Source organism: Ekhidna algicida, assembly GCF_051379705.1.
In the GTDB taxonomy this organism is placed as follows: Bacteria; Bacteroidota; Bacteroidia; order Cytophagales; family Cyclobacteriaceae; genus Ekhidna.
Genome location: NZ_CP179868.1, coordinates 302,700 through 314,827, shown reverse-complemented (window position 1 = coordinate 314,827; position 12,128 = coordinate 302,700). Strand labels below are relative to the sequence as shown.

The window sequence follows — 12,128 nt, the reverse complement described above, 5'->3', positions numbered from 1 at the left end:
GAAAAATATGGCATCAGATTATACTGAAATACTCAGGGATATTAAGAGCGGTACTTTTGCTCCAGTCTATTTTCTTCAGGGAGAAGAGACCTTCTTCATTGATAATATTATCGAAAACATTGAAAGCTCTGCTCTGGAAGAGAGTCAAAGAAGTTTCAATCAGATTATTCTGTATGGAAAAGATACCTCACTTACAGATGTGATCGGTGCTGCTCGAAGATACCCTATGATGGGTGAGAGGCAGGTGGTTATTGTGAAAGAGGCTCAGGAAATGCGTGATTGGACGAAAGATGATAAACAGACACTAGTCATCAACTACCTTGAAAGCCCGCTTGAAAGTACGATTCTCGTCTTCGGATATAAATATAAGTCAGTAGACAAGCGAACCAAGTTTGGTAAAGTCATTGAGAAAAATTCCGTCTTTCTTAATTCAAAAAAGCTGTATGACAATCAGGTGCCAGATTGGATTAGATCCTATAGCAAGGCCAAAGGTGTAAAAATCGATGATGGCGCTGTGATGATGCTTTCGGAAAATATTGGTAATAACTTGCAACGCCTTGCCAATGAGATTGAAAAGCTGTTGCTCAATGTCAAAGATGGTCAAGTAATTGATGCGGCGATGATCCAACGATACGTTGGCATTAGCAAGGACTATAACATATTTGAATTGCAAAAGGCACTGAGCTCCATGAACAAATTGAAGGCACACAAGATAGCAGACTACTTTGCGTCAAATCCAAGTAACAACCCGCTGGTGCTTACGATTTACAGCTTGTTTTCCTATTTCAGCAAACTCTTGCTCATTCATCATTCAGAAAATAAAAACGATAAAGCTATCGCTTCGTTAATTGGAGTTAATCCATTTTTCGTTAAAGAATATTTACAAGCCGCGAGAAATTATCCGGTACAAAAGGTGGCTCAAAATATAAAATACCTTCATGAGGCTGACATGCAATCCAAAGGCATTGGATATGCTACAAAAAAAGAAGGTCCTGTTTTAACAGAATTGGTATATAAATTGATGAACTAACACAATTTCGTTTCAAATATTCGTTGCATTTGATGGTCAAAAACAATTCAGCATTGAGAAAATACATTGGACTATTCTTTTGGTTGTCTCTTCACATTTGCTATGCTCAAAACTCGATTTCAGGTGACTCTTTTGCGGGACTCTCTGCTTTTGAAAATTTTCAAGCAAGGAAATACGAAAACGTAATAGGTAATCTGCAGTCCAAGCAAGTTCGAACTCAAGATGAAGATATCCTATTATATCTAAGCGAACTTAAAACAGGGAAGGAGGGTGAAAAGCGAATTGAAGCCTGGCTAAATGCAAACCCTAAACATCCCATCGGACCGCTAGTAAAGTATCATTTAGGAGAATATTACTACTACACCGGTGATACACTGAGATGTAAGAAGAATCTTTCTAATATATCAGCAAATGAGCTTAGCAAAAGAGACAGGTCTTCATATGGATATGTGTATGGCTTGCTTATGCTGGATGAAAGCAAATATGAAAACGCCAAAAACCTATTTCAATTCTCAAGGAAAAACGAGTTTCATGACCTTGATAAATTGAGCTATTATGAAGGTTATGCTGAATATCATCTGGGTAACAATGAAGAGGCCTTTGAGAAATTAGAGAAAGTTAAAGACTCCGACGAATTTGAAAGCTCTGCTAAATTTTTCCTAGCTAAAATGAGGCTCGAAAACGGAGAGTCCGATCAGGTAATTGCACTGGCCCAAAATGAACTTTCAGATGAAAAGTCAATAACCAATTCAGGCTTTTATCAACTTGTCGGTGAGGCTTACGCTTTAAATAATCAGGTGGAGAAAGCTGACGCGTTTTTTGGACGAGCTATCGAACTACATCCTTCCCGGCCTTCTGCGGCACTATACTATCAAGCAGGAGTATCGAAGTTCAAAATTGGTAATGAAGATTTAGCGATACAATTTTTGATGGAAGCTGGGATTCAGGGTGGAGAATATGCTCAATTAAGTGCTTTTCAACTTGGGAGGTTATACCTTAATAAGAAAGACTATGAAAATGCACTTAGTGCCTACATAGAGGCATCAGCATCTGATCAAGAGTCTATCAAGGAGGAATCCTATTTTCAAGTGGCAAGTATCAATGCACAGCTTTCCCAATTTACCCAAGCCATTACCTATGCCATTGACTACCTCAATCTTTATAAGAATACCCAAAGGAGGGAAACGATGCAGAACCTGATAGCTCAGTCATACCTTCGCACATCCAATTATGATCTCGCTATTCAGCATCTAAACACAGTTGGAATAGCGAATGAAACACAAAAATCAGTCTACCAGAAAGTAACTTATCAAAAAGCCGTTCTTTCTTTCAATGACGGCAATTTCTCTGAAGCTGATAATTGGTTTAGAGAAAGTTTGAGATTCCCTCAGGACCGATCGCTAAAAGATGATGCTCATTATCACTTAGCTGAAATTGCAATGAGAGCCAATGATTTCGATAATGCTATTATTCAATACAAAAATCAATCATCTCTTAATTCAATCTCCAACTACGGAATCGGTTATGCATACTTCAATAAAAAGCAGTATCAAAAAGCAATTCCATACTTCCGAAAGGCTGAGACATCAGAAAGTAATGTTAGAAACGATGCTAAAGTGCGCCTTGCGGACTGTTTGTACGCAACCAAGTCTTACAAAGAAGCTTTCACCACATATAATCAGCTTTCCCAAACAGTTGAATCTTCCTATGTGACTTTCCAGAAGGGAATGACTTTGAGAAACATGGATCGAAAATCTGAGGCGATTGAGCTTTTCAAGAACTTATTCAACGAACCAAGGTATGCTTCACAAGCGAAGTTTCAAGCCGGTATGATTCAATTTGAAGCTGCCAATTTCCCCTCGGCAGAAGGATATTTCAGTCAAGTAATCAAAGACCATCCAAACTCCACATTTAATGTAGAATCATTGCTAAACAGAGGTGTGGCCAGGAAGAACCTTGGAAAGCTAGATGAAGCTAAAAATGACTATGAAGCAATCCTCGAAAATCACATCGACTCAGAGATAGCAATAAATGCAATTCTAGGTCTGCAGGAATTACAGCAAGCAGGACTTAAAATTACCAATTTGGACAATTATATCGAACAGTATAAAACTGCCAATCCTGAAAGTGGAAGCCTTGAATTGATTGAATTTGAAGCCGCAAAGCGCCTATATTTCGATTTTACATATGAAAAAGCCGCTGAGTCATTTAATAAATACCTGAATGACTATCCTTCAACTGGTAATAAGTATGAAGCGATGTATTATCAAGCTGATTCATATTATAGAATTGAAGAATTTGAATCCGCCAAACCAATCTTTGATGAATTAAAATTTGTTCGTAATCCATTCACTGGTAGGATTCTTAATAGACTAGGAGAGATCAATAAACGATTGGAGTATTTCACTGAATCAGAAGAGGCCTACAAACTGTTGATTGATCTGGATTTGACCCCAAAAGACACTTACAACGCCAACCAAGGACTTATGCATCTCTATTTTGGAATAGAAGACTATAGAAAAGCCATTTTAGCTGCAGATGAAATTATCAAGGCAGAATGGAAACCTCTTAACGCATCTCAAGAAGCCACTATGGTCAAAGCCAAAAGTTGGATGCAATTAAATGATGTGGAGAAAGCAAAAAGTAATTTTGAAAGTCTATCTGGTGAAAAAAATCAATTTGGAGCGGAAGCAAACTACCACCTCGGATTTATTGCATATCAATCGGCAGATTATGATCAATCACTCGACCTGCTTTTCGAGCTTAATACCAATTACGGAAGCTATACCCAATGGGTCGATCGTTCATATTTGTTAATAGCCACAAATTACATCGCAAAAGAGGACTTGTTTCAAGCAAAGGCAACTTTAAGATCAATAATTCAACATTCTAAAAATGAGGAAGTTAAAAAAGAATCGCAACTCATTCTAATCCAAATCGAACAAGATTTCATCCAATCAGATTCAACTCAAACGAAGGACTAAATATGAGACTCATTGTTATAATCACATGCTTTATAGGATTTCAGAGTTTACTTGCTCAAAATGATAGCACAAAATCTCAGGGTGAGATTATTTCCGGTGAAGTGGTAATCGAGAAGGATAATGAAATTATTCTACCACAAGCAGATAAAATCTACCTACGAACAACTCCAAAAAGCTTTGGTAGTCAACCTGTTGATATAACGTTCCTGAAAAATGAACCTGCATTCGAATGGCCTAAGTATAAATCGGATGTACCATTCCAAGTGCTTAACGAGAAGTATCCCAATGAGGAATACCAAAACTATGTTTTAGCCGGCTTTGGTAATTATAGCTCACCTTTAATCGAGGCAGGATTATTCAAAACCTTTGGCGCATTTGAAAGCAGTGCCAAGATTTACTATGAAAGCTTCAAAGCTGGCCCTATAAATGATGAAAATAGTGGTAGTGCCGTGGGAGGCATTGACCTGTCTGGCACTTACAAAAAGGAAGGTTTATCACTAACACCTACTATTAAATATAAAAACAGTCGATATAGCTACTATGGTAATGCGAATCGAGTCAATTCTGGATTTGATGCCAACGCTACCGATGATGTAACGCTGAGTGAGATTTTGCTAAATGTTGATTTAGCAGGGGGTAAAGAAGATATCAAATATATAATCAGACCTACGATATCTAACGTAAACCAAAGTCAAGAAGGTGTTTCCGGAATCAGTCAGGAAACAGGTTTTGAGCTACATGGAACCCTTAATTATAAAATTGATGATGCATTCACCACCGGATTTGATATGCAGGGAAACAGCGCCACATATAAAAGTGGAATCCAGGTCAACAGATCATTGATAAATATCAACCCCTGGTTGACTCATACTCGAGATAACCTAAGTATTACCGCAGGATTCATGATATCTTCAGGATCTGTTGAGTCTTCTTCAAAGACAGGATTCTACCCAAAAGCCAGAGTCGATTATAATTTGACAGAAAAATGGACCATTTACGGACTAGTATCGGGAGGACAAGAGTGGAACAGTTTAAGTGCGCTGATTAACGAGAATCAATTCTTAGATGATTCGCTAACGATAGTTAATTCAGAATACACGGCACAGTTTGGTGGTGGTTTTAAAGGAACGCCAGTCAAAAACTTACTTCTGGATGCCAGTTTAACATACAGTTCAGTTAAAGGAATGCCATTCTATGTTCCATCTTCTTCTGACTCCTCAAGATACATTTTGACTTACGATACCGAATCCGTTGGAGTAGTGACCCTGAATTCAAGTATTTCATATATGCCATCGGCGACCAGTACATATGGTGTGAGCTTGGAGATAAATGGTTATTCTATGGAATCACTAGATAGACCTTGGCACAAGCCAGCATATATTTTTGAAGCCTATACCAGTCATAATATCCAAGAGAAATTGATTGTTTCAGCCTTTCTAACCAGTATGGGAGGTATCCGAGGGCCAGCAAATGTAGATTTTGGGTACGTCAAGCTGTCTGCATTCACTGATTTAGGGGTAGGTGCCAAATATTTGGTTACCCAAAGAGCCTCAGCATTCATTCGCGTGAATAATTTGCTGAATAGTGAATACGAACGATATTTGGGGTACCCAACCAGGGGAATTACGTTCAAAATAGGTGGGCAGTATCGTTTCTGATATTTTATTTCCTAGTATTGAATTTTATTTTATCTTGGTTCGGTCAAAAAACATACTATGGCTAAAGACGACAACACCAACGACAAAGACCAGGACGATTTCTTCGGGGATGATGAGGATTTCGGTTTACCGGAATTAGATTATGAGGCATTGGACGATGATGATTCCGATAGTTCGGAAGAAGAGAAAGTCGAGGAGCCTGCAGCTGAAGAACCGCCTGTTGAAGAACCATCTGTAGAAGAACCAAAAGAAAAAGAATTAGTAGCGGAAGATGATTCCATGATGGACGAAGATGACTCCATGATGGACATGGACTCGTTCGACGATGAAGAAATTCCAGATCAAATCTCAGATGAGGAATTGGAAGCTTCCATGACTGATGATGATTCCCTAGATGATATTTCTATGGATGATGCTTTTGAAGATGATGACTCAATGGATGATTCATTTGATGATAGCTCAATGGATGATGCCTTTGATGAAGCTGGAGCAGAAGAAGAAGCTTCAGCGGATGCTGATGACACTTCATCAAAAGAGGAAGTTGACGATTTTTATGAAGAAGAATCTTTCGATGATTTTGAAGAATCAAGTGAAGGTTCAGATGAAGAAATCCCTGACTCAGTATTTGATAGTGATGTTTTAGATGAGGATGAGTTTGCTCAGTTCGAAAAAGAGTTGATGGACACTGAGGAGGAAAATGTAGCTGATGTAGATGATTTTCAATCTGATTACTCAGAACCAGCTCCAGCTGAAAGCAAAAGCAAATTTGCTAGAGTTGTTGTTATTGGAATATTGATTTTTGCTGCTTTGGGAACGATATTCATGCTAGCTGCTGATCCTTTTGGAGATGAAGGAGAAACGGAGGCAGTAGCTGAAAAACCAACTCCAAAACCGGTAGCGAAAACACCAGAAAAGAAACAAGAAGAGAAACCTGCATCCAGTACTGCTGAGCCTGAAACTAGCAGTGCAACTAATACTGGTAATCAGTCAAACACGGGTTCTCAAACAAATAGACCTGCTGCTCAGCCGCAAACAGTTGCTTCAAATCCGGGCACCATAAACTCATTGAGTGCGCGAACTGGTAATTTCTTCATAGTGATAGGTAGCTTCCTGGATGGTGATATGGCAATGGATTATGCAAGTAAGCTTTCAGGTCAAGGAAAGAGTCCATCCATCATACCTCCATTTGGTAATGCGGTGACGCATAGAGTGGCGATAGCTGGTTATAGTTCTCTAGCAGACTCACAACGTGCGGTAGATGGCTTTAAAGCTGAGTATGGTGATGATATTTGGATTCTAAAATACTAAAGCACTAATTCGGCAAATATTGCGTTCAGTTTGTTTGAATGGACAGCCATTCAATTAACTCAATTAAAAAGAACATATGCTTATTAGTGTTATGCAAGATCCTGTTGTTGAGGGTCTCGAATCAGAGGAAACAATATCCTTATTAGAACTCCTGACCAATGGAGGTTACATGATGATTCCCATCCTGCTGCTGTGGATGGTAGCAATCTACATTTTCGTTGAACGTACTCGAACGTTGAGTGCAGCCGCGAAAACACCGGAATCATTTAAAGACCAAATCCGATCTCTGGTTATTTCAGGTGATATAAACGGTGCCTTGATGCTATGTAGCAAAATGGAAACACCGGTGGCACGGATGATTGAGAAGGGGATCAACAGAATAGGAAACCCACTTAAGAATATTGAGGTGAGCATCGAAAATGTAGGAAAGCTCGAAATCTACCGTTTGGAGAAAAATTTGAACTTATTGGCTACTATCTCAGGCGCAGCTCCTATGATAGGATTCCTGGGAACTGTTACGGGTATGATACAGGCGTTTATAGCCATTGCACAAGAAGAAGGGGCTGTGAGTCCTAAATTACTCTCCTCCGGAATTTATGAGGCGATGATTACCACGGCGGCAGGCCTATTTGTTGGAATCTTAGCATATCTCGGTTACAACTATCTTGTCTCGAAAGTTGGAAAGGTGATTCATACCATGGAATCAAACGTTATTGACTTTATAGATCTTCTACAAGAACCCAAGAAGTAATGGACTTGAAATCTAAACATAAGGTGAATGCAAGTTTTAGCATGTCATCGATGACGGATATCATATTCTTGTTGTTGATCTTTTTCATGCTCACCGCTTCCTTTATTACACCTTCCGGACTTCCGGTGAACTTGCCTTCATCCAAGTCTTCTGAAATTGTCATGCAAAAAGTCAGCGTAACGATTACTAAAAACCTGACTTATTTTGTTAATAATCAACGAGTGAATCGCTCTTCACTGGAATCCGTTTTAAGAAGTAACCTGTCCGGCAAAGAAGGTATAGTTGTGCTTCATTGTGACTCAGCAGTGCCTGTAGAAAGACTGGTTGAAGTAGCAGGCATAGCTACATCTTTAAAGGCTAAAGTTTCAATTGCAACGAAACCTGAGTGATGGACGAGCGAGAAAAGAAGGAAGAACGGAACAAGCGCATTGGTTGGCTGACCTCAGTTGGTGTACAGCTATTGCTATTGATTTTGTTCTATTTCATTGTAGCCTGGCGTGAGCCATTTCCACCGATTCCCGAATATGGCATAGAGCTTGGGTTTACAACCTCAGCAGGGGCTCCTGCGGCATCATCGCCGGCACCACAAGCACCAGAAACGAACGATGAGCCAGAAGAGGTTCAGGAAGAGCAAGCCACCAGCCAATCCGTTCAAGAAGTAGTAGCAGCAGAAGAGAGCAATCAGGAAGCAATTGTAAATGAGGTTGAATCTCCGGTAAAAGTTGAAGAATCTAAACCTGCAGAACCTACTCCTGCTGAGGAAAAGAAAGAAGTGGATTCCAGAGCCGTTATGACGCCTTCGGAGACGGATGCTGATGAGTCCAAAGAAAATCCATCTGAAGGGAAAGAAGAGGAGAAAGAAGTAGACCAAAGAGCAATTTATGGTAGCCAGGGAACCAATACCGGCGAAGCGGAAGGAGCCAACCTTGCTTTATCCGGTTGGGTATGGGATTTTAAGCCAAAGCCTGACGATCAATCTGATCAGTCTGGCAAGATTGTTTATAAGATTGTGGTGGACGGTGATGGATATTTGGTTAAAATCGAGACCGAGACCTCTACAGTTTCTCCCGCAGTAGAACGTAAATACCGACAGGCCGTGGAGAAGCTTACATTTAGCAAGACAGCTGATTACAAGGCCGCTTCAGTATCTACAGGCACCATTACATTCATTATCAAATCCAAATGACCTATTCCGAGACACTCGAGTATCTATTCACTCGATTGCCGATGTACCAGCGCGATGGGAAAGCAGCCTATAAAAAGGACTTAACTAATACAATTTACTTGATGGATTACCTGGGTAATCCACATACAAAATTCAAGAGTGTACATATTGCAGGTACCAATGGAAAAGGTACTTCTGCACATGGGATAGCGGCTGTTTTGCAAAGTGCAGGTTATAAAACCGGACTCCATACATCCCCGCATCTCAAGCGCTTTACTGAGCGAATTCGGATTGACGGTGTTGAAATATCTGAAGAGGCAGTTATTGATTTTGTGGATCGAATTAAGCCGGCAATTGACGACATAACTCCATCCTTCTTTGAAATATCTGTAGCTATGGCTTTTGATTTCTTTGCCAGAGAAGAGGTGGATATTGCCATAATTGAGACCGGTCTGGGAGGAAGGTTGGATAGCACCAATGTGATAACACCTGAGGTATGTTTAATAACCAATATTGGGTTTGACCATGTGGACATGCTAGGAGATACTCTTCCCAAAATTGCAGGGGAGAAGGCCGGAATTATAAAAAGGGGAGTTCCTGTGGTCATTGGGGAAACGCTTCCCGAAACATTGCCTGTGTTTGAGCAAATCGCAGAAAGCAATGAATCCATACTGATAAAGGCTGGTACAGGAATCTGGAAACCAGGCTCATTGGTAGCAAATTACATGATAAAAAATGTGGGAGGAATAGAAACAGTGATCGAAGAGCTGATAAGACTTGGTTGGAAAGTTTCAAAAGATCATATTTCAGACGGCTTAGCCAACATAAACCAGCTGACAGGACTGAAGGGAAGATTGCAAGTACTCGAAAAAGAACCGTATGTAATTGCAGATGTTAGTCATAATGCAGATGGTTTAAGAGTACTATTTGAGCAAATCAATGAGTTATGCAAAGGCACTTTACACCTCATTTTTGGTACAGTGAAGGACAAGGAATTATCACCAATATTCAAAGTTTTCCCTGATCAAAAGAAAATATATTGGACTGAGTCAAACGTACCTCGAGCGATGAAAGTAGAAGAATTGGCTATTCAGGGCGTTATGAATGGACTGGAAGGAGAATGTTTCAAAAATGTAAATGAGGCGATAAATCAGGCAAAACAAAAGGTGCTGCCTGAAGATCTGATATTAATCACAGGTAGCACCTTTGTGGTAGCTGAAGTTGATGGACTTTAATCTTCTCCTAAATGCAAATGATGAACGTGCTCATCAATCAGGTCAATTTGCTTAGTAATCTCTACAACATATTTCTTTAACTCTGTCTCAAGCGCCTTTACTTCTTCCTTATATTCTGCTCCCTTTTCCCGGCCCAAATTCTTTTCAATATCATTATAGGTATTGCATTCCATGTGAATGAATCTTCTGAATGATTTTGTTGTGTACTCGCTTTCAAGCGTCTCTATGTCGTCCAGCGTAGCTCTGGCTTCTTTGTCTCCATTCTCATTGAATTTTCTTGTCACAATACCATAAAGCAACGTGTCATAATGGTGAATCTCGTCAAGCATGGAAATGATTTTTTTTCTGTATTGCGATTGACCACAAAAACTGCCTAAGCCTTCATAAGTTTGCAGTGTCTCTGCTTCATTGTCCCAATTGATTGTGAGATCATCAATGGCTTTTACTACATCTGTTTCTTTTTCCTGAGAGAATGAAACAATAGCGATGGTAAGGAAGGCAAGCAATAGGAGTTTAGATTTCATGATTGATAAGAGTTTACTAGATCTGATTAAAATTGGCTAAAAAGAATAAGTTAACGAAGTTTTCCGAAAACAAGGCAAGCAAGAATGTCATTGAACCCGGAAAAGAAATTTTCGAATCGATCCATGGTAAATGGAATGAATTCTTTGGTAATGATAATGAAATAGTCATTGAATTGGCTTGTGGCTGGGGAGAATACACCATCTCTTTAGCAGAAAAATTTCCGAATAAAAACTTTATTGGTATTGACCTGAAAGGAGATCGTGTATGGAGAGGAAGTCAATACGCCAAAGAAAATAACCTATCAAATGTAGCGTTCCTTCGGACTCATATCATTGAGATACTCAATTCATTTGATGATAATGAATTGGATGAAATCTGGCTTACATTCCCTGACCCAAGGCCAAAAGAGCGTGATGAGAAGCATAGATTATGTAATAGAAACTATCTCGAAAAGTATCAGAAAATATTAAAGCCAGAAGGGTGGTTTAGATTCAAAACTGACAATACTGAGCTATTCGAGTATGGACTCCAGGTACTTACTGAGTTTAATATTAAAGATCATGAGTTCACTTTTGATCTATATAATTCTCCACTACTTGAGGAGCATCATGGAATCAAGACGAAGTACGAACGAATTTGGACTGAGAAAGGAGAAAAAATCAAATACATGAAATTTAGGTTTGACCACTAACGATACTCAGGATTTTCAAAATTCCAGCGTGTTCCATCATCCCAATCTTGTCGAGAATTTCCATAGGCAGGATACCCACCATTTTCATTCAACATCTTTGCAAGATGTAATAAATTATAGGTCATAAAAGTGGTGTTCCTATTGGTAAATGCATTGTCAAAAGCATTGGCCTCTTTATCCATGTAGCTAGGACCAGGACCAGCCTCACCAATCCACCCGCAATCTGCTTGAGGTGGAATTGAGTATCCGAGATGCTGTAAGGCGTATAGCATTCCCATTGCACAGTGTTTAATTCCATCCTCATTTCCGGTAATTGCACAGCCGCCAACCTTACCGTAGTAAATGTATTGGCCTTTCTCATTTTGATGTCCGCTCATGGCATACAACCTTTCAATTAGTTTGGTTGCTACAGATGATTTTTCACCAAGCCAGATTGGAGTTCCAATCACCAGGATATTGGCTTTTTGAACCTTTTCGAAGATTTCAGGCCAATCATCTGTTGAATACCCATGTTCCGTCATATCGGGATAAATACCAAAAGCAACATCATGATCAACAAACCGAATGGATTCAGCAGAAACACCTTCTTTTCTCATGATATCCATAGAGACGTCCATTAGTCCTTGGGTATGACTTTGTCTGGGTGATTTCTTGAGAGTACAATTAATGAAAAGCGCGGATAGGTTAGAAAAATCTTGTTGGCTCATGTGTTGAATATACTAAACAAATTATTGCTGTAAAATGTATATGTTATATTTATAGATTTTATAAATTAATATGA

11 protein-coding genes are annotated in these 12,128 nt (G+C 39.4%); 9 read left to right on the top strand and 2 right to left on the bottom strand.

What is annotated here, in order from left to right; translation table 11 throughout:
• Positions 1 to 7: 7 nt before the first annotated feature.
• The 8 genes from holA (at position 8) to ACL8WY_RS01140 (ending at position 10,131) form a co-directional block, all read left to right on the top strand.
• A complete protein-coding gene (gene holA / locus ACL8WY_RS01175) occupies positions 8 to 1,030 on the top strand; it encodes a DNA polymerase III subunit delta (RefSeq protein ID WP_436516439.1) in 1,023 nt (340 codons plus the stop codon).
• A 53-nt stretch (positions 1,031 to 1,083) separates the two neighbouring features.
• Positions 1,084 to 4,014 (top strand): tetratricopeptide repeat protein, encoded by a 2,931-nt coding sequence (locus ACL8WY_RS01170; RefSeq protein ID WP_436516438.1) that lies wholly within the window; start codon positions 1,084 to 1,086, stop codon positions 4,012 to 4,014.
• A gap of 2 nt (positions 4,015 to 4,016) precedes the next feature.
• The gene (locus tag ACL8WY_RS01165) at positions 4,017 to 5,672 is read left to right on the top strand and encodes a hypothetical protein (protein ID WP_436516437.1); all 1,656 of its coding nucleotides are present in this window, start codon (positions 4,017 to 4,019) and stop codon (positions 5,670 to 5,672) included.
• Positions 5,673 to 5,729: 57 nt separating this feature from the next.
• A complete protein-coding gene (locus ACL8WY_RS01160; protein ID WP_436516436.1) occupies positions 5,730 to 6,980 on the top strand; it encodes an SPOR domain-containing protein in 1,251 nt (416 codons plus the stop codon).
• Positions 6,981 to 7,056: 76 nt separating this feature from the next.
• Positions 7,057 to 7,731 (top strand): MotA/TolQ/ExbB proton channel family protein, encoded by a 675-nt coding sequence (locus ACL8WY_RS01155; protein ID WP_436516435.1) that lies wholly within the window; start codon positions 7,057 to 7,059, stop codon positions 7,729 to 7,731.
• Positions 7,731 to 8,120, top strand: coding sequence for an ExbD/TolR family protein (locus ACL8WY_RS01150; protein ID WP_436516434.1), 390 nt, complete (start codon positions 7,731 to 7,733; stop codon positions 8,118 to 8,120). The genes ACL8WY_RS01155 and ACL8WY_RS01150 overlap by 1 nt, the downstream gene beginning before the upstream one ends.
• Complete coding sequence (locus ACL8WY_RS01145; RefSeq protein WP_436516433.1) at positions 8,120 to 8,917, top strand: hypothetical protein; 798 nt, start codon at positions 8,120 to 8,122, stop codon at positions 8,915 to 8,917. Before ACL8WY_RS01150 ends, ACL8WY_RS01145 begins: the two co-directional genes overlap by 1 nt.
• Entirely contained in the window at positions 8,914 to 10,131 is a 1,218-nt protein-coding gene (locus ACL8WY_RS01140) for a bifunctional folylpolyglutamate synthase/dihydrofolate synthase (protein WP_436516432.1), read from the top strand. The genes ACL8WY_RS01145 and ACL8WY_RS01140 overlap by 4 nt, the downstream gene beginning before the upstream one ends.
• Here the strand turns inward: ACL8WY_RS01140 and ACL8WY_RS01135 are convergent.
• Positions 10,128 to 10,655, bottom strand: a complete 528-nt coding sequence (locus ACL8WY_RS01135) for a hypothetical protein (protein ID WP_436516430.1) — start codon at positions 10,653 to 10,655, stop codon at positions 10,128 to 10,130. The genes ACL8WY_RS01140 and ACL8WY_RS01135 overlap by 4 nt on opposite strands.
• Before the next feature lie 32 nt (positions 10,656 to 10,687).
• On the opposite strand from ACL8WY_RS01135, the gene trmB reads away from it, so the two are divergent.
• Complete coding sequence (gene trmB, locus ACL8WY_RS01130) at positions 10,688 to 11,347, top strand: tRNA (guanosine(46)-N7)-methyltransferase TrmB (RefSeq protein ID WP_436516429.1); 660 nt, start codon at positions 10,688 to 10,690, stop codon at positions 11,345 to 11,347.
• Here trmB and ACL8WY_RS01125 read toward each other — a convergent pair.
• Entirely contained in the window at positions 11,344 to 12,054 is a 711-nt protein-coding gene (locus ACL8WY_RS01125; RefSeq protein WP_436516428.1) for a flavodoxin family protein, read from the bottom strand. The genes trmB and ACL8WY_RS01125 overlap by 4 nt on opposite strands.
• Positions 12,055 to 12,128 lie beyond the last annotated feature (74 nt).

What these genes read in the sequence shown, in the direction of transcription:
- ACL8WY_RS01140 (WP_436516432.1), top strand. Translation starts at nt 8,914, where the DNA reads ATGACCTATTCCGAGACACTCGAGTATCTATTCACTCGATTGCCGATG.
- ACL8WY_RS01155 (WP_436516435.1), top strand. Translation starts at nt 7,057, where the DNA reads ATGCTTATTAGTGTTATGCAAGATCCTGTTGTTGAGGGTCTCGAATCA.
- holA (WP_436516439.1), top strand. Translation starts at nt 8, where the DNA reads ATGGCATCAGATTATACTGAAATACTCAGGGATATTAAGAGCGGTACT.
- ACL8WY_RS01160 (WP_436516436.1), top strand. Translation starts at nt 5,730, where the DNA reads ATGGCTAAAGACGACAACACCAACGACAAAGACCAGGACGATTTCTTC.
- ACL8WY_RS01145 (WP_436516433.1), top strand. Translation starts at nt 8,120, where the DNA reads ATGGACGAGCGAGAAAAGAAGGAAGAACGGAACAAGCGCATTGGTTGG.
- ACL8WY_RS01125 (WP_436516428.1), bottom strand. Translation starts at nt 12,054, where the DNA reads ATGAGCCAACAAGATTTTTCTAACCTATCCGCGCTTTTCATTAATTGT.
- ACL8WY_RS01165 (WP_436516437.1), top strand. Translation starts at nt 4,017, where the DNA reads ATGAGACTCATTGTTATAATCACATGCTTTATAGGATTTCAGAGTTTA.
- ACL8WY_RS01135 (WP_436516430.1), bottom strand. Translation starts at nt 10,655, where the DNA reads ATGAAATCTAAACTCCTATTGCTTGCCTTCCTTACCATCGCTATTGTT.
- ACL8WY_RS01150 (WP_436516434.1), top strand. Translation starts at nt 7,731, where the DNA reads ATGGACTTGAAATCTAAACATAAGGTGAATGCAAGTTTTAGCATGTCA.